This is a genomic window from Methylocystis sp. H4A (assembly GCF_015709545.1).
Taxonomy (GTDB): Bacteria; Pseudomonadota; Alphaproteobacteria; order Rhizobiales; family Beijerinckiaceae; genus Methylocystis; species Methylocystis silviterrae.
The window spans coordinates 13,758-29,793 of record NZ_JADNQY010000011.1 but is presented as its reverse complement, the minus strand read 5'-3'; the positions used below and the strand labels follow the sequence as shown (position 1 = coordinate 29,793).

Annotated in this window: 17 protein-coding genes; 12 read left to right on the top strand and 5 right to left on the bottom strand. The window is 63.0% G+C overall.

Translation table 11 applies throughout. From position 1 onward, the window contains the following. Positions 1–438 carry a hypothetical protein gene (locus IYW40_RS01235; RefSeq protein WP_196399102.1) on the bottom strand — a complete coding sequence of 146 codons (438 nt, stop codon included), beginning with the start codon at positions 436–438 and terminating at the stop codon, positions 1–3. A gap of 362 nt (positions 439–800) precedes the next feature. On the opposite strand from IYW40_RS01235, the gene IYW40_RS01230 reads away from it, so the two are divergent. Then, the gene (locus IYW40_RS01230; RefSeq protein WP_196399101.1) at positions 801–1,931 is read left to right on the top strand and encodes a glutaredoxin family protein; all 1,131 of its coding nucleotides are present in this window, start codon (positions 801–803) and stop codon (positions 1,929–1,931) included. 113 nt (positions 1,932–2,044) lie between these two features. Here the strand turns inward: IYW40_RS01230 and IYW40_RS01225 are convergent, their stop codons facing one another. After that, positions 2,045–2,458: a DUF2202 domain-containing protein gene (locus IYW40_RS01225; RefSeq protein ID WP_196399100.1), complete on the bottom strand. Its 414-nt coding sequence runs from the start codon at positions 2,456–2,458 to the stop codon at positions 2,045–2,047. A gap of 255 nt (positions 2,459–2,713) precedes the next feature. Here IYW40_RS01225 and IYW40_RS01220 point away from each other — a divergent pair, with 255 nt between their 5' ends. Continuing rightward, the gene (locus IYW40_RS01220; RefSeq protein WP_175095099.1) at positions 2,714–3,274 is read left to right on the top strand and encodes a hypothetical protein; all 561 of its coding nucleotides are present in this window, start codon (positions 2,714–2,716) and stop codon (positions 3,272–3,274) included. Here IYW40_RS01220 and ppk2 read toward each other — a convergent pair. Next, positions 3,271–4,278 carry a polyphosphate kinase 2 gene (gene ppk2, locus IYW40_RS01215; RefSeq protein WP_196399099.1) on the bottom strand — a complete coding sequence of 336 codons (1,008 nt, stop codon included), beginning with the start codon at positions 4,276–4,278 and terminating at the stop codon, positions 3,271–3,273. The two genes, IYW40_RS01220 and ppk2, sit on opposite strands and share 4 nt — an antisense overlap. 217 nt (positions 4,279–4,495) lie before the next feature. On the opposite strand from ppk2, the gene IYW40_RS01210 reads away from it, so the two are divergent. The 8 genes from IYW40_RS01210 to trpC all read left to right on the top strand — a co-directional run bounded on the left by IYW40_RS01210 (position 4,496) and on the right by trpC (position 13,322). Next, complete coding sequence (locus IYW40_RS01210) at positions 4,496–6,403, top strand: peptidylprolyl isomerase (RefSeq protein WP_196399098.1); 1,908 nt, start codon at positions 4,496–4,498, stop codon at positions 6,401–6,403. Next, positions 6,400–7,929 (top strand): anthranilate synthase component I, encoded by a 1,530-nt coding sequence (gene trpE / locus IYW40_RS01205; RefSeq protein WP_196399097.1) that lies wholly within the window; start codon positions 6,400–6,402, stop codon positions 7,927–7,929. The genes IYW40_RS01210 and trpE overlap by 4 nt, the downstream gene beginning before the upstream one ends. 49 nt (positions 7,930–7,978) lie before the next feature. Beyond that, positions 7,979–8,485: a DUF6163 family protein gene (locus IYW40_RS01200; RefSeq protein ID WP_196399096.1), complete on the top strand. Its 507-nt coding sequence runs from the start codon at positions 7,979–7,981 to the stop codon at positions 8,483–8,485. A 199-nt stretch (positions 8,486–8,684) separates the two neighbouring features. Beyond that, a complete protein-coding gene (locus IYW40_RS01195) occupies positions 8,685–9,194 on the top strand; it encodes a winged helix DNA-binding protein (RefSeq protein ID WP_232366096.1) in 510 nt (169 codons plus the stop codon). 285 nt (positions 9,195–9,479) lie between these two features. Next, entirely contained in the window at positions 9,480–10,592 is a 1,113-nt protein-coding gene (locus IYW40_RS01190) for a site-2 protease family protein (RefSeq protein ID WP_196399095.1), read from the top strand. 59 nt (positions 10,593–10,651) lie between these two features. Further along, positions 10,652–11,266 carry an aminodeoxychorismate/anthranilate synthase component II gene (locus IYW40_RS01185; protein WP_018408698.1) on the top strand — a complete coding sequence of 205 codons (615 nt, stop codon included), beginning with the start codon at positions 10,652–10,654 and terminating at the stop codon, positions 11,264–11,266. A 70-nt stretch (positions 11,267–11,336) separates the two neighbouring features. Beyond that, positions 11,337–12,359 (top strand): anthranilate phosphoribosyltransferase, encoded by a 1,023-nt coding sequence (trpD, locus tag IYW40_RS01180; RefSeq protein WP_196399094.1) that lies wholly within the window; start codon positions 11,337–11,339, stop codon positions 12,357–12,359. A gap of 123 nt (positions 12,360–12,482) precedes the next feature. Beyond that, positions 12,483–13,322, top strand: coding sequence for an indole-3-glycerol phosphate synthase TrpC (gene trpC / locus IYW40_RS01175; protein ID WP_196399093.1), 840 nt, complete (start codon positions 12,483–12,485; stop codon positions 13,320–13,322). Between the two features lie 33 nt (positions 13,323–13,355). Here the strand turns inward: trpC and IYW40_RS01170 are convergent, their stop codons facing one another. Together IYW40_RS01170 and IYW40_RS01165 are read right to left on the bottom strand one after the other, a co-directional pair. Next, on the bottom strand, positions 13,356–13,754 hold the full coding sequence (locus IYW40_RS01170) for a type II toxin-antitoxin system HicB family antitoxin (protein ID WP_196399092.1): 399 nt from the start codon (positions 13,752–13,754) through the stop codon (positions 13,356–13,358). Between the two features lie 2 nt (positions 13,755–13,756). Next, positions 13,757–13,957 carry a type II toxin-antitoxin system HicA family toxin gene (locus tag IYW40_RS01165; protein ID WP_196399091.1) on the bottom strand — a complete coding sequence of 67 codons (201 nt, stop codon included), beginning with the start codon at positions 13,955–13,957 and terminating at the stop codon, positions 13,757–13,759. Between the two features lie 99 nt (positions 13,958–14,056). Here IYW40_RS01165 and moaC point away from each other — a divergent pair, with 99 nt between their 5' ends. Together moaC and glp are read left to right on the top strand one after the other, a co-directional pair. After that, positions 14,057–14,536, top strand: coding sequence for a cyclic pyranopterin monophosphate synthase MoaC (gene moaC, locus IYW40_RS01160; RefSeq protein ID WP_196399090.1), 480 nt, complete (start codon positions 14,057–14,059; stop codon positions 14,534–14,536). 267 nt (positions 14,537–14,803) lie between these two features. Continuing rightward, the gene (gene glp, locus IYW40_RS01150) at positions 14,804–16,006 is read left to right on the top strand and encodes a gephyrin-like molybdotransferase Glp (protein ID WP_196399089.1); all 1,203 of its coding nucleotides are present in this window, start codon (positions 14,804–14,806) and stop codon (positions 16,004–16,006) included. The last annotated feature ends 30 nt before the right edge of the window (positions 16,007–16,036 follow it).

Sequence of the window (16,036 nt, the reverse complement as noted above, 5' to 3'; positions counted from 1 at the left end):
TCAGCAGAGGCGATAGCCATACGCCGCGAGCTGGCGGCCGGTGATGCGCATCATGGGCGCCGGAGCTTGATTGCCGTGGCGTCGCACGTGAGCCATGAAGGCCTGGCGCAGCCCGGGCTTATAATGCGCGGCGAAAACCGCCGTCATGCGCGGATCGACGACGCCCCCCTCGGGCCCGCCAAACCAGGGCGCATGGAAGCCGAAAACCGCACCCTCGGAAACGCAGGACTGGGGATTCGCCAGATAAAGCGTGCATGAGGAATCGCATTCAGTCGGGCCAATCCGGATCGGCTCGCCCCGAGCTCGCGCCCTCGCAAGCCTAGCTTCATATTGCTCCACGCGTCCGCCATAATCCGGGGACATGACATCGAAAGCATTCGCGGGCGCAGTCAAAAGTACAAGCGTCATCGTTCCTGCAAGACCAAGAGATCGCAGCATAGGATTTCCTTTTGGGGCGCTCGTAAGGGGCGGCCGCGCCGCCCACAGCTGTTAGGGCTCAGTCGACCGAGCGCATGTCTCGGGCCCCTCGGGAAGGGGAAGGGCAGCGACTCGCGCGCCTCTTCCAGCTTCAGCGTTCCTTTTTTAAACAAGCGATATCTGCAGTGCAAGCAGGGCCTTAACTTTATGGTTAAATTTTTTTGAAGATAGCGCTTGGCGAGACGGCAATGCGCCCTAGCGCCTTCAGCCCAACGATACGTCGAAGATGCAGGGCGCGCGGGACGTTCGGCGCCTAACAGACACAGCGGATCCATCTCCAGATCTGCTAAATTTATTTTCCCGCATTTGCAAAGGAGCGAAGGTTGAAACTCCCTCCATTTCGCGTCGCGCTCGTCGTTCTTCTTGGAGTCGCTTTCGCGTGGCTGCAGTTTGCGGAGCCGGCCAGCCCGCCGCCCGCGCAGATCGACTGGCGCGAGGACGGCCAGCTGCATGTATTTTTCTCGCCCGACTGTCCGCATTGCCATGAAGCCATCGAGTTTCTCAAACAGCGGCGCAAAATCGCTTACGTGCTACATGACATTTCAAAACCGTCGAGCGAGGCGCTCTTTCGTAGAGTCGTGAAGCACTACGGCATAGAAGACCCAGCCGTTCCTCTCTTCGTGCGCGGCTCGCGCTATGTCATTGGCTTTGACTCAACGCAAACCACCGGGCGCGAAATTCTCGCGCTGCTTTCCGGCCAGGAAACCGTCGCGCGACGCGCCGCCGAATCGAAAATTACTATTCCGCTCATCGGCGAAGTCGATCCGACGCATCATTCCCTTCTCGCGCTGACAGCGCTCATGGGTTTGTCGGACGGCTTCAATCCATGCGCGATGTGGGTGCTGATCTACCTGATATCTCTCATCGTGAATATTCAGGATCGGCGAAAAATCTGGTGGCTGGTGGGCACGTTCGTGCTCGCTTCAGGAGTCCTGTACTTCCTGTTCATGACCGCGTGGCTCAACACTTTTCTTTTCATTGGATATATTCGTCCGCTCACGCAGCTCATCGCGCTGACGGCCATCGGTTTCGGCCTCGACCATCTCATCGGCGTCGCAAGGGCGCGCGGAGAGGTCGTCTGCGAAGTGGGCGACCTGGAGCAGCGCCAGCGCACGATGCAATGGGGACGCAAGATCGTCGCCGCGCCCGTAGGGATCGCCAGCCTCATCATGGTGATTGCGCTGGCCTTCGCGGTGAACGCGATCGAATTCATCTGCTCTGCAGCATTACCGGCGATCTACACGCACCTGCTTGCGTTAACCGATCTGCCGATCGCTCTGCACTATGCCTACATCGGGCTCTATGTCGCCTTTTTTATGCTGGACGATCTCATCATCTTCGGATTGGCCGCCTTCGCCGTGCAGAAAATTGTCAATACTCGCTACGCAGCCATCAGCCGCATGATCGGCGGAGTCGTTCTCATTGGCCTCGGCGGTTGGATGCTGGCCCGTTGAACGCGGGACCGCTGTCGCTCTCAACGATCATGTTCAACGCGAGCCAATGTTCCAGGCGGGGCCGTGGCGATAGCGGCAAGACCCGTGCAACCGCACTGCAAGGAAGAGAGCGCTCATACACCGGATCGACGCTCCGCACAGCGACGGAACGCCGGGAGGTGGCGCTGTTGCGAAGCCTGTTGAAGCCGCGTCAAGACGTCGCGAACTCTCGCGTCGCTCACTTGCGCCAAAAGCCGCTCATACATCGCGGCGTTCTCGATCTCCGCCTCGACTCCCGCTTTGCACGCTTCGGCAAGACTCGAGGGCGCCGGGACCTGACCCGCCCATCTATCTTTCGGCGGCTCGATGCCGAAGCGTTCAAAAAGACCGAGAAGCGCGTTCGCGTGGCGCTCTTCGGCTTCAATGATATTCACAAAAGGTCTAACCGGCCCGAATCTGTCGATCACGCTTTGATAGGTCGCGCGAGCCTTGTACTCGTCGTCGAGCGCCTCACGCAGCGCTCCGATCGTCTTTTCGTCGACTGACATGCTGCCTTCTCCAACTTAGTGGTTTCAATTCAAATGGCGGCCACGAGTTTCAAATGGTGGCTATGAGCTCAAGACCAAGAAGGCGTGACAACAAGTAGCGACGACCCGCATCAGCAGCGAGGCGTCGATTCGCCACGGCGGCGTTCGCCGCAATCGGCCAGCCGCGCGCTTGAAGTTCCGCGATCCGGGCCCTTATCCATCAGATACGGCGCGGTTTGCGCTCGCCGGACAGCCCTTTTTCAAGGAGACGCTTTAATGACAATCGAAGAAGAACTGAGTCAGACGCGCGAGGTCGTTGGCGTCTTCAACGACGCTGGCGCGCTCCAAGAGGCCATCGACGATCTGATGTCGTCGGGGTTCGATCGCGCTGAGATCAGTCTGCTCGCAAGCGAGGAGGCCGTCGATGAGAAGCTCGGTCATAAATACAAGAAAGTCACCGAGCTTGAAGACGTGGAGGCCGCGCCGCGGACGCATTACGTGTCGGTGGAATCGATCGGCGATGCGCAAGGCGGCGTGATCGGCGGGCTGGTGTATGTCGGCGCCGGCGCGGCGATCAGCGCCATATTCGCGTCGGGCGGCGCCCTGGCGACCGTGATCGCGGGCGCGCTGCTCGCGGGAGGAAGCGCCGGCGTGCTCGGCGCGGCCTTGGCCAGGCTGATCGGCGAACATCACGCGAAACACCTCGAAGAACAGCTGCGCCACGGCGGCTTGCTCCTCTGGGTGCGGACCTGGGACGCCGAGCGCGAACGTAAGGCAAAGGAGATTTTGGCGCGCCATTCCGGGCGCGATGTCCACGCCCATACCGTAAAGCCCTAGCGCGAACGCTTGCGCTTCTTCTCGTTATCCATCGCAAGCGACTTGCCCAGGATGTGCTCGTCGCGGCCGATGACGTGTGCGCTGGCGCCGACGATGAGCGGATCGGGCCCGTGTACGACGCTATGATCTTTATTCGGATAATCGAGGCTCGATAAAAAGTGCTGCATGCAATTCAGGCGCGCGCGCTTTTTGTCGTCCGATTTGATGACGATCCAAGGCGCGTCGGCCGTGTCGGAGAAGAAGAACATCGCCTCCTTCGCCTCGGTGTAATCGTCCCATTTGTCCATCGACGCGCGATCGATCGGCGAGAGTTTCCACTGCTTCAAGGGATCGTTCATGCGCGAGCGGAAGCGGCGCTGCTGTTCCTCGCGCGTCACCGAGAACCAATATTTGTAGAGGCGAACGCCGGAATTGACGAACATGCGCTCAAGATCGGGACATTGGCGCATGAAGTCGAGATATTCATTCGGGGTGCAGAAATTCATCACGCGCTCGACGCCGGCGCGATTGTACCAAGAGCGGTCGAAGAAAACGATCTCGCCGGCCGCCGGCAGGTGCTGGATGTAGCGCTGGAAATACCACTGGCTGCGCTCGCGCTCGGATGGCTTTTCCAGGGCGACGACCCGCGCGCCGCGCGGATTGAGATGTTCCATAAAGCGCTTGATGGTGCCGCCCTTGCCGGCGGCGTCGCGCCCCTCGAACAGCAAGACGATGCGTTGACCGGTCTCCTTCACCCAGTTTTGCGCTTTGAGGAGCTCCACCTGCAGGAGTTCCATGTGCCGCAGGTAGACCTTCTCGCTCAGGCGGGTCTTGTAAGGAAATTCTCCTGACTCAAACGCCTTCCGGACCGCCTCGGCGTCAGCCCGCAGGCGACGCACGTCCTGATATGGCGCGTGGGGATGCGCCGCGCGCTCGGCCGCTTGAACGTCCCCAGGCTCAGCCTCGACTTTGCGACCTGGAGCCTCCACGCCGGTCTCAGCGACGGCGTTAACGGTTTCATCCATTATCGGCTCTCATTTCCGGCGCGCGCTCCGATCTGGAACTGCTCAGGCGGGAATTCTGATCGGGGGGAGACTGCAGGCATTCGAAACACAGGGCAATAGCGCATTTCGACGCTTCGGCAGTTCCGTGCGGAGCGCATTGCCACGCGCCCGCCCCCTCCCTATAGTCCGCCGCCAAAACCGGGAAGCCGGATCCAACGCACCCAAGGAAGCAATACCCATGCTAGAAGGCCTGCGCGTCGCCTCGCAGAACTGGATCGGCCGCACCATCATGGCGCTTGTCATGGGCGTCATCGTCATCAGTTTTTCGATCTGGGGCGTCGGAGACGTGTTTCGCGGCATGACGGCCCAGCGGCTCGCCCGCGTCGGCAGCGGCGAAGTCACGGTCGATACCTATCGCAGCGCCTATCAGAACGAACTTCGCCGCATTCAGCAGCGGATGCGGCGCGCGATCACCAATGAGGAAGCCCATCAGTCAGGACTGGATCTGCAGATCCTGGAGCGCCTGATCACCGAGGTCGCGCTCGACCAAAAGGCGCAGCAGCTCGGACTGGCCGCCAGCGATGAGACCACCCAGCGTCTGCTCGCATCTGAAAAGGTGTTTCAGGGCCCCGACGGCAAATTCGACGCCGCGCGGTTCAAGCAGATCGCCAATGACTCCGGCTTCACCGAGCGCGGCTTCGTCGCGGATCAGAAGAACACTTACCTGCGCAAGATGATTACCGACATCGCCGTCGCCGGAGTGGAGCCGCCGAAGTTGATGGTCGAGGCGATTTATCGCTTCCGCAATGAATCGCGAACGATCGACTACGTCATTCTGCCGCCGTCGCTGGTCGGCGCCGCGCCGACGCCATCCGACGAAGAGCTGAAAAAATACTTCGACGAGCGCGAGCAGACCTTCCGCGCCAAGGAGTACCGCAAGCTGACGGCGCTGGTCGTTAGCCCTTCCACGGTCGGGAAGCCGGAGAGCGCGCCTGCCGAGCAGGTGCGCAAGCTTTACGACGAGGTCAAATCGAAGCGCTACGGAACGCCGGAAAAGCGTGATGTGCGGCAGATCGTGTTCAAGACCGACACCGAAGCTGAAGCCGCGCTCGCCAAGCTCAAAGCTGGCGCGGACATCGACGCAATGGCGGCCGAACTCAAACTCAATCCGAAGGACGTCAACCTCGGCCTCGTCGAACAGCGCGACTTCGGCGACCCCAAGGTCGGAGCGGCCGTTTTTGCGCTTCCCGAGCCGGGGCTGACCGGGCCGGTTCATACCGCCTTCGGCGCCGTCGTGTCCCAGGTCAGAAGCATCGCCCCGGCGGTCTACAACAAGACTTTCGAGCAGGCCGAGCCGGAACTGCGCGCGGAAATCGCCGCGCAGGGCGCCATGCCTGAAGTGCGCCGGCTCCATGAGGCCATCGAGGATCAGCGCGCCTCCGGCAAGACGCTCGCCGAATCCGCAAATGCGGTCGGGCTGGAGACGCACGTCTATGACGGCGTCGACGATGCAGGCAATGATCGCAGCGGCAAGCCGATCGCTGGCCTTCCTGCCGGTCCAGACCTCGTGAAGGCCGCCTTCGCATCGGACATCGGCGTCGACAACGATACTGTCGCGACGCGTGACGGCGGCTACGTTTGGTACGAGGTTAACGGCATCGAGCCCGCGCGGCAGAAGACATTTGAAGAGGTGAAGCAGGCCGTCGCCGACGCCATGCGCAGCGACGCGGCGCAAAAGGCGCTCGCCGCCAAGGCCGACGAAATCGTCGCCAAGCTGAACGCGGGCCGGCCGATCGAAGACGTCGCCAAGGAAGTGGGCGTTCAGACTCAGCGCGCCAATGAGGTGAAGCGCGAGGCGCGTCCCGACTTCAACACCAACGTCATCGTTCGATTCTTCGATGTGGCGCCGCGCAACGCCGGCTCCGCCGTCGTCGACAATGGGCGGCTGGTGTTTTTCGTGCGCGACTCGAAAACTCCCGTATTCGACCCGAGCTCGATCGAAGCGAAGACGATCGCCGAGCAACTGAAGCCTGCATTTCACAACGACCTGCTGGAGCAATATGTCGGCGGCCTCGAGAAGGCGCTCGGCGTCGATATCAACCAGAAGGCCTTGGAAGCCGCGACCGGAGCGGAACCCGACAAGTGAGCGGCGCGCTGTTTGAGCCCGACTTCGACGCCTTCGGCGCCGAATACGACGCTGATCGGCCACAGCTGGTCGTGACGCGGCTGGTCGCCGATCTCGAAACGCCGGTCTCCGCCTATCTCAAGCTCACGCGCGATCGGCGCGGCGCTGCTTTTCTGCTCGAATCCGTCGAAGGCGGCGCCGCTCGCGGCCGCTACTCGATGATCGGCCTCGACCCAGACGTGATCTTTCGCGTTGTCGGCGAGAGGGCGGACATCAATCGCGCCGCGCTCGACGACGCGAGCGTCTTTACGCCTTGCGAGGCGGCGCCGCTCGTCGCCTTGCGTCAGCTCATCGCCGAATCCGCCGTGCCGCAGGCCGTGCGGCTGCCGCCGATGGCGGCGGGTGTCTTCGGCTATCTCGGCTATGACATGGTGCGCCAGATGGAGCGCCTCGCGCCGGCCAAGGAAGACAGGATCGGCGCGCCTGACGCGCTTTTCGTGCGTCCGACGGTCATGATCGTCTTTGACACGGTGCGCGACGAAATCTCCATTGTCACGCCCGCTCGGCCAAAAGCCGGCGTTGCGGCGAAGGCGGCCTATGAAGCGGCGCTCGCGCGCCTCGACAAGGTCGTCGCGACGCTGGAGGCGCCGCTGGAGCATCGCGACGGCGGGGCCGACGTGCAGCTTCTCCCTCAGGAGCCGGTTTCCAATACGCCGCAATCGCGTTTTCTGGAGATGGTCGAGCGCGCGAAAGAATACATTCGCGCCGGCGACATCTTTCAGGTCGTGCTGTCGCAGCGGTTCACCGCGCCTTTCGCTTTGCCCGCCTTTGCGCTCTATCGCGCGTTGCGCCGCGTGAACCCGGCGCCCTTTTTATGCTTTCTCGATTTCGGCGAGTTCCAGATCGTCTGTTCGAGTCCCGAGATCCTCGTGCGCGTCGCCGAAGCCAAGGTGACGATTCGCCCGATCGCCGGCACGCGCTGGCGCAGCGAGGTGACGGCGGAGGACGAGCGTCTGGCGGCGGATCTCCTCGCCGATGAAAAGGAGCGCGCCGAACATCTGATGCTGCTCGACCTCGGCCGCAACGACGTCGGCCGCGTCGCAAAGACCGGCACAGTGCGCGTCACCGACAGTTTCACGATCGAGCGCTACAGTCACGTGATGCACATCGTCTCCAATGTTGAAGGCGAACTCGATGCGCGCCACGACTGCATCGACGCGCTCGCCGCGGGGTTTCCCGCCGGCACCGTCTCCGGCGCGCCGAAAGTGCGCGCCATGGAGATCATCGACGAGCTCGAGACCGACAAGCGCGGAATCTACGGCGGCTGCATCGGCTATTTCGGCGCCGGCGGTCAAATGGACACCTGCATCGTGCTGCGCACGGCGATCGTGAAGGACGGCAAGATGCATGTGCAGGCAGGCGCTGGCGTCGTCTACGACAGCGAACCGGAATATGAGCACCGCGAATGCGTCAACAAGGCGAAGGCGCTGTTCCGCGCCGCCGAGGAAGCTGTTCGCTTCGCAACGCGCGCGCGGCGGGGGCAGTAGCCATTTCCGCCAAAGCGCACGGACAGCGAAACAGGCGGCGGCGCATCTGATGGACGGCCCAACGATCTACGACGACGGCGACGATCCCTACCGCGCAATTCGCGTCGGCGAACCGAATGGCGGCGACGCCGCCAAATGGGGCGTGCTGCTCTCGCGCTTCATGCGCATCGTCGCGTTATTTTGGCTCGTGCAAGGCTTGATGCAGTGGCGGATCATTCTCGCTGCGGAACGCTCGATCTTTGAAACCATGCCACAGAGCGCAGCCTCCGCCGTTATTTTCTTCGCCGTGCTCGATCTCATCGCCGGCGTCGGCCTGTGGCTGGCGACGCCCTGGGGCGGCGTGTTGTGGCTGCTCGTTGCAAGCGCGCAGATTTTTCTGACGCTCAGCATGCCGGGGTTCTTCACCGGCGGCTATTGGCTGATCGGCGTCAACGCCGTGCTGATCGCCATGTATTTCGGGCTGACCTTCGAGGCCGGACGCGACGTCGAGGCGCAGCACATGCGCGAACGCCGCCGTCGCCGCAGATTTGACAGGAAAACGCCAAAAGATTCCTGATCCGCAAGGTTTGTTTGAAGAATCATTAGCGTAAATCGAACCTTTAAATTCATCCATCATTCACCGCAAACAGCCCTATCGCGGTAAACGCGGGATTCAGGCTGTTGTTTAAACCGCCTTTCATCTGCGTCGATCTAATTTGGTTTCATCGAAGGCCGATCAAGAGATGCGCGACGCATCCGCTGTGATGGAGAAGACGATGAGCGCCATGATGAAGACCGCCCCGCAGGCTCGCGAGGATCGCGCCAGCGAGATCCGACCGGTTTATCTCGAAGCGCTCACGCTCGTCGAACGCCTTCACCGCCGTCTGCTCGACGTCATCAAGGACGAATTCGACCGCCGGGATCTTGGCGACGTCAATTCCGTGCAGGCGCTGCTGCTTTACAACATCGGCGACAAGGAGTTGACCGCGAGCGAATTGCGCACGCGCGGCTATTACCTCGGCTCCAATGTTTCATACAACGTCAAGAAGCTCGTCGACATGGGCTATATGCATCATGCGCGCTCGCGCCTTGATCGGCGTTCGGTGCGCATCAGCCTGACTCCGAAGGGCAAGCAAATTCACGATATCGTTGCGCAGCTTTATGAGAAGCACGCGCTGACGGTCGAGCAGATCGGCGGCGTCACCTGCGACGAATTTCGCACCCTCAATACGTCGCTTTCGCGGCTGGAGCGCTTCTGGACCGATCAGGTCCGCTATCGCCTCTGACGCGATCTCGCTTTCTTCTCGTCTCTCAACTGTTGTCTCGTCTACCGCCGGCAAGCGCCTCACAGCCGCTTCGCCGGCGTTTTTCGTGCGTCCCCGCGCTTAGAGCCGGTTCCGAAAAAGTTGACAGACTTTTTCGATGAGAACCTGCTCCAACATTTTGATTTTGAGCGCTGCCTTATCGATCACATGATCCATGTGAGCATCCATGTGAGCGGGAAGCGCTCTAGCGCAAGCCGCCGCTCAGTCCTATCTTAACGGCTGTTAACCACGACCGCAGGAGCTCAAATGCGATGGTCCCTCACGATCGGCTCCTTCATGGGGACCGCCGTGCGCATTCACGTCACGTTCCTGCTGCTCTTGGGCTGGATCGGCTTTGCGGCCTACCAGCGCGGCGGCGCCGTCGCAGCGCGCGACAGCGTCCTGTTCATCGTCGCGATCTTTATCTGCGTCGTGTTGCACGAGTTCGGCCACATTTTGACCGCGCGACGCTATGGCATCGTCTCGCCGGTGATCACGCTGCTGCCGATCGGCGGCGTGGCCGACATGGAAAAGATGCCCGATAAGCCCCGTCAGGAGTTGCTGATCGCGCTGGCGGGTCCGGCGGTCAATCTCGTCATTGCGGCTTTGCTGATCCTGTTTCTTGGCGCCGTCGATGTGTCCGAGGGGATCCAGATCAGCGATCCATCCGTCAATCTTCTGAAACGTCTGGCGGCCGTGAACGTCTTTCTTGCGGCGTTCAACTTGATCCCGGCCTTTCCGATGGACGGCGGCCGCGTGCTGCGGGCGGCGCTGTCGATCTGGATTGGGAAGGGCCGTGCGACGCGCATCGCCGCGCAGATCGGTCAGGGCTTCGCTTTCCTCCTCGGCTTTCTCGGGCTGTTCGGAAATCCGCTGCTGCTGTTCATCGCGATTTTCGTCTATATCGCGGCCGCGGGCGAAGCGCAGATGACGTCGATGTCCGAGGCGGCGCGGGGCCTAAAGGCCGCCGACGCCATGGAGACGCGCATCGCCGTGATCGAGCGCAGCGCAAGCGTGCGCGAAGCGGTAGATATCCTTCTGGCCACGTCTCAGGACGAATTCCCAGTCGTGGACGCCTCGCGCCGGCTCAGCGGTTTCCTGTCCCGCGCCAACATCATCGAGGCCTTGCGAGCTTCCGAACCCGGCGCGCCGATCGCGCCTTTCGTTCGCCAGGAGCCGGAGACGATCGATGGTCGAGAGAGCATCGACGCCGTCCTGCCCAGGCTCACGGGCGGAGAGGCGGTCGGCGTGACCGACGAGGAGGGGCGGTTCTTGGGTCTCCTGACCCGTCAGTCGCTGGCCGAGATCATGATGATCAAAGATGTTCGGCCGGACTGGCGCTTCTCGCCGCGGGACGACAGCCGTCCGACGGTTGCTTAAGCCCGCCGCCCGGCCTATTGCACTGTCAAACCCGCGCCAGGAGGCTGGACAGCAGCCCAATGTCCAACGTCACGCTTATCGACAACTACGACAGCTTCACCTTCAACCTGGTTCACTATTTTGGCCAGTTGGGCGCGAACGTCACCGTGCACCGAAACGACGCCGTTTCGGTCGCTGAAGTGCTGGCCGGCGGACCCGACGCGATCGTGCTGTCGCCCGGCCCCTGCACGCCGCATGAAGCAGGCATCTGCATGGAGCTGATCTCAGCCGCCGCCGAGACCGTGCCGATTTTCGGCGTCTGCCTCGGCCATCAGTCGATCGGCGAGGTGTTTGGCGGCGACGTCATTCGGGCGCCGCTGCCGATCCACGGCAAGATGGCGACAATCCTGCACCACGGCGACGCCGTGTTTCGCGGCATCGAAGGGCCCTTCCAGGCGACGCGTTACCATTCGCTGATCGTCAGCCGCGACACCCTTCCCGACTGCCTGCGGGTGACGGCCGAGACGCCGGACGGCCTCATCATGGCGCTATCGCATAAGACGCTCCCAACCCATGGCGTGCAGTTCCATCCCGAGAGCATCACCTCGCAGCACGGCCACAAAATTTTGCAAAATTTCCTCGATCTCGCGCGGGAATGGAACGAAGGCCCGCGGCGGCGTGAGAAGGCGGCGTGAGGGCCGCTTCGAAGGTCGCCTGCACCCGTCGGCCGGCGGCCCTGGCCTTGCGCAACGGCGCTGAACGACAGTGAGCGAGGATTTCAAATCCTACATCGCCGCGCTGGTCTCCGGCGCGCCCCTTGCCCGCGACGAGGCGAGAGCGGCGTTTTCTCTGATTTTTCGTGGCGACGCCACCGCGGCGCAGCTTGGGGCCTTTCTCATGGGCCTGCGCCTGCGCGGCGAAACGATTGACGAGATCATCGGGGCCGCGGAGGCGATGCGCGCCGCGATGACGCCGGTCGAAGCGCCGGCCGGCGCAATCGACATTGTCGGGACCGGCGGCGACGGCGCCGGCACTTACAATATTTCCACTCTTGCCGCGATCATCGCTGCAGCCGCCGGCGCGATCGTCGCCAAACATGGCGGCAAGGCGGCTTCGTCGCTTTCGGGTTCCTCCGACGTGCTCGGCGAACTCGGCGTCAAGGTCGGCATTTCGCCAGCCGCCGCCGCCGCATCGCTCCAAGATGCAGGAATCTGCTTCATGGCCGCGACGACGCACCATCCGGCCATGCGCCACGCCGCGCCGGTGAGAAGCGAGCTGGGCGTGCGCACGCTCTTCAATTTGCTTGGCCCTTTGTGTAACCCCGCGCGGGTCGAGCGGCAGATGATCGGAGTCTTCTCCCGCGACTGGCTCGAACCTTTGGCGCATGCGCTTCGCGAACTCGGCGCAAAGCGCGTCTGGCTGCTGCATGGCGGCGACGGGCTCGATGAAGCGACGACGACGGCCGTAACCCATGTGGTTGCGCTCGAAGACGGCGAAATCCGCAGCTTTGAGCTGTCGCCGGAGGAAGCGGGATTGCCCCGCGCGACGATTCAGGCGCTTGTCGGCGGCGACGCGGCGCATAACGCAAGAGCTCTGCGCGCCGTTCTGGAGGGCGCGAAGAACCCCTACCGCGACGTCGCCGTCCTCAACGCCGGCGTGGCGCTGGTCGTCGCCGGGCGCGCCGCAAATGTGCGCGAGGGCGCGGCGCTCGCTGAGGCGGCGCTCGATTCCGGCGCGGCGCGGGATAAGCTCGACGCGCTGATCCGCTGCTCCCATCGAGACGCCTGATCGCCCTTCGCCTTTCGATCGGGATAGGATTGCGCCCGTTTATCGGCTATTCATGAGCAGCCGGCAGTCGGCGGAACGAATTCGAGCGATGGCGGTCGCGGCCCGCCCGCCGTAGGCGAGAAAATGACCGACATCCTAAGAAAGATCGAAGCTTATAAGCGCACCGAGATTTCCGAGGCCAAGGTGCGCATGCCCTTCGCGACGCTCGAGCGCAACGTGCGCGATCATGATCCGCCGCGCGGCTTCGTCCATGCGATCGAGCAGAAACTGAACGAGCGTCGCATCGCGCTTATCGCCGAGATCAAGAAGGCAAGCCCGTCCAAGGGAATCATTCGCCCAGACTTCGATCCGCCGAAATTGGCGCGCGCCTATGAAGCCGGCGGCGCGGCCTGTCTTTCAGTGCTGACCGACACGCCCTCGTTCAAGGGCAGGCTCGAAGATCTCGAAGCCGCGCGAAAGGCGACGCATCTGCCGGCGCTCCGCAAGGATTTCATGTTCGATCCCTATCAGGTCTATGAGGCGCGGGCTTACGGCGCCGATTGCATCCTCATCATCATGGCCGCCGTCGACGACGACGAAGCGAAGGCGCTGAACACGGCCGCGCATGATCTGCGCATGGACGTGCTCGTCGAAGTGCATGACGAGCAGGAGCTCGATCGCGCCCTGGCGCTGGAGACGCGTCTGATCGGCGTGAACAATCGCGATCTGCGCGACTTTAAAGTGTCGCTCGAAGTCAGCGAGAGGCTCGCCGAGAGGATTCCGCGCGACAAGATCATTGTCGCCGAAAGCGGCATCACGATGCATGACGACTGCGTGCGCCTCGAAAAATCGCACATCTTCACCTTTCTCGTCGGCGAGAGCCTGATGCGCAAGCATGACGTCGAAGCGGCCGCGCGCGAACTCCTGCAAGGCTCGGCAGGAAATCCCAAATCTGACCCAGCAAGGTCAACGGCAGGGGCGTAAGGTGCGCGCCGCCAACGTGAGTGGTGAATTTAGTTAGCTCCCCGCCTCAATCTTTTCCCGCGCTGCGCTCGCAAGAAAGGCCGAGCGCGTGAGGCCCCGATTCTTCGCCGCCGCATCGATCGATTCAAGTAGCCCCGCGTCGAAGGTCAGATTGGCGCGCACGACGCGGCCGGAGTCGAGCAGCAGCGGAATGAGCACAGTCGTCTCTCCCGGCGCGACTTCGCCGGATGCAAGAATTTGCGTAAGCGTTCGCGCCTTATTGATCTTGAACCCGCCGCCCCGCTTGTAGCTCATCACTTCGCGCAGCGCCCCCGTCGCGCTGGCGATTGCCTCTTCCGGCGTCGCGCCGACGCCGACGCAACCGTCCACGTCCGGAAAACGCACGCCCCAATTTTTTCCGGCGCCGTCGATCACTCCAACGAAATGCGTCATTCCTATTGTTCCATCCATCCGGCGGCCTTGGCGATGGACCGCGCGGTTCCGGGCGTCAGTTGCCGATGGCGCGGCACAGTGATCATGACGCCGGGCCGCTTTTCGTCGACGAAACGGTCATGGCTTCCGCCACCAATGTTTATCCAGCCGTCCTTTTCCAGTCGCGCGACGATTTTACGGGCATTGGTTTCGACCTTTGCCATAAAACCACCCTGTAATGCGCACTATTATACACACGATTGATCGATTATCAATGTGATCCGACCTTGCCTCGAACCCGCCAAAAGCGCAAAACGCGAGCGATGACCCAACTCACCCACCTCTCCGCCGCCGGAGAAGCGCATATGGTCGACGTCTCGGCGAAGGCCGAGACGTCTCGCGTGGCGCTCGCCCGTGGCCATGTGGTGATGGCGCGCGACACTCTGCGTCTCGCTGTCGAAGGTCAGGCCAAGAAAGGCGATGTGTTCGGCGTCGCCCGCGTTGCGGGCATCATGGCGGCCAAGAAGACGAGCGAACTCATCCCGCTGTGCCATCCTCTGCCCCTGTCGAGCATCTCGGTCGAGATCACGCCCGATGACGCACTGCCCGGCCTGCGCGTTCTTGCCGAAGCATCGGTCACCGGCAAGACCGGCGTCGAGATGGAGGCGCTGACGGCCGTCTCAATCGCCTGTCTGACGATTTATGACATGCTGAAAGCCGCCGATCGCGGCATGCGCATCGAAGGCGTCGAACTCGTCGAAAAACGCGGCGGCAAGTCGGGCGACTGGCGGCGCGGCGAATAGTTCGATTGCGGCCGCAAGCCTCGCTATCGTAGCAGCCGACATATTACATGATTGGTGGAGGCGCCCGCCGAAATGAAATTGTCCCTCTCTCGGATCGTCGCCGTTTTTTTTTGCTGGCGATCGCTCTTGGCGTAACGTTCTCCTTCGCTTATCCCGGCGTCGATATTGACGTGGCCCTCGCGACAGTCATCGTGCTCGTCGCGCTCTCAGTCGAAAGCCTCGCGGCGTTCATCTTTCGCCGCGTCGCGAACCGGGGATAAGTTTCGCGTGGATAAGCTTCTTTCCGTTCCCGACGCCCTTGCGCGGGTGCTCGCTGAGACTTCACGGCTTGGCGAAGAATTGACGCCGCTGGCGCGGGCGCGCGGCCGCACGCTGGCCGCCGACCTTGTCGCCCGCCGCAGCCAGCCGCCCCTCGCCGTCTCGGCCATGGACGGCTTTGCGCTGCGCGCCGCTGACCTCGCCGCCGGCCCGCTGCGCATCGTCGGCGAAAGCGCCGCAGGCCGCGGCTATGGCGCGGCGCTCAAGCCGGGCGAAGCCATCCGCATCTTCACCGGCGCGCCGGTCCCGGAGGGCGCCGACGCCATATTGCTTCAAGAAGACGCTGTCGTCGCCGACGGCGCATTGACGGCAGGCGCCCCGCCCGGCCCGCATATTCGCGGAGCTGGCCTCGACTTTCGTGAAGGCGCGATCGCGCTCTTCGCCGGCGTGCGCCTTGGCCCGGCCGAACTCGCGCTCGCCGCGGCGATGAACCACGCTGCAATTCCTGTCGCGCGGCGCCCGCGCGTGGCGATCATCGCTTCGGGCGACGAACTTGTCCCGCCGGGCGCCGAGCCCGGCCCGTCGCAGATCATCTCCTGCAACAATCTGGCGGTCGCCGCCATCGCCGAAGACGCCGGCGCCGAAGTCATCGACCTCGGCATCTTCCGCGACGATCTCGCGGAACTCGAACGCGGCATTGGCCTTGCCCGCGAGGCGCGCGCCGACGTTCTGGTGACGCTCGGCGGCGCGTCGGTCGGCGACCGCGATCTGCTGCGTCCGGCGCTGGCGCGGCAGGGCATGTCGCTTGACTTCTGGAAAATCGCCATGCGGCCGGGCAAGCCCCTGATCCATGGCGCGCTGGGCGACTCCCGCATCCTCGGCCTTCCCGGCAATCCGGTCGCGTCCTTCATCTGCGCGCTGGTCTTTCTCGCGCCGCTCCTGCGCGCGCTGCAGGGCGATCCGGAGGCCGGCGACGACCGAACCGAGACGGCGATCGCTGGCGCCGATCTTCCCGCCAACAAGGGGCGGCGCGACTATATGCGCGCGCGGCTCGCCCTGGACGAAAATGGCCGCCTCGTCGCGACGCCGCAGCCGCTGCAGGATTCTTCGCTGCTCACCGAGCTGGCGCAATCGCAAGCGCTGCTGATCCGCGAGCCAGGCGCGCCGCCCCTGATGAACGGCGACCCGTGCCGCATCCTTCGGCTGCCATGATCCATGCCGCGCGTCCGTGACTTTGGCGCC

Bases quoted from the DNA above. Each gene is read 5' to 3' on its own strand.
- IYW40_RS01235 (WP_196399102.1), bottom strand. From the start codon at position 438: ATGCTGCGATCTCTTGGTCTTGCAGGAACGATGACGCTTGTACTTTTG.
- IYW40_RS01225 (WP_196399100.1), bottom strand. From the start codon at position 2,458: ATGTCAGTCGACGAAAAGACGATCGGAGCGCTGCGTGAGGCGCTCGAC.
- IYW40_RS01220 (WP_175095099.1), top strand. From the start codon at position 2,714: ATGACAATCGAAGAAGAACTGAGTCAGACGCGCGAGGTCGTTGGCGTC.
- ppk2 (WP_196399099.1), bottom strand. From the start codon at position 4,278: ATGGATGAAACCGTTAACGCCGTCGCTGAGACCGGCGTGGAGGCTCCA.
- IYW40_RS01210 (WP_196399098.1), top strand. From the start codon at position 4,496: ATGCTAGAAGGCCTGCGCGTCGCCTCGCAGAACTGGATCGGCCGCACC.
- IYW40_RS01200 (WP_196399096.1), top strand. From the start codon at position 7,979: ATGGACGGCCCAACGATCTACGACGACGGCGACGATCCCTACCGCGCA.
- IYW40_RS01195 (WP_232366096.1), top strand. From the start codon at position 8,685: ATGAGCGCCATGATGAAGACCGCCCCGCAGGCTCGCGAGGATCGCGCC.
- IYW40_RS01190 (WP_196399095.1), top strand. From the start codon at position 9,480: ATGCGATGGTCCCTCACGATCGGCTCCTTCATGGGGACCGCCGTGCGC.
- IYW40_RS01185 (WP_018408698.1), top strand. From the start codon at position 10,652: ATGTCCAACGTCACGCTTATCGACAACTACGACAGCTTCACCTTCAAC.
- trpC (WP_196399093.1), top strand. From the start codon at position 12,483: ATGACCGACATCCTAAGAAAGATCGAAGCTTATAAGCGCACCGAGATT.
- IYW40_RS01170 (WP_196399092.1), bottom strand. From the start codon at position 13,754: ATGACGCATTTCGTTGGAGTGATCGACGGCGCCGGAAAAAATTGGGGC.
- IYW40_RS01165 (WP_196399091.1), bottom strand. From the start codon at position 13,957: ATGGCAAAGGTCGAAACCAATGCCCGTAAAATCGTCGCGCGACTGGAA.
- moaC (WP_196399090.1), top strand. From the start codon at position 14,057: ATGACCCAACTCACCCACCTCTCCGCCGCCGGAGAAGCGCATATGGTC.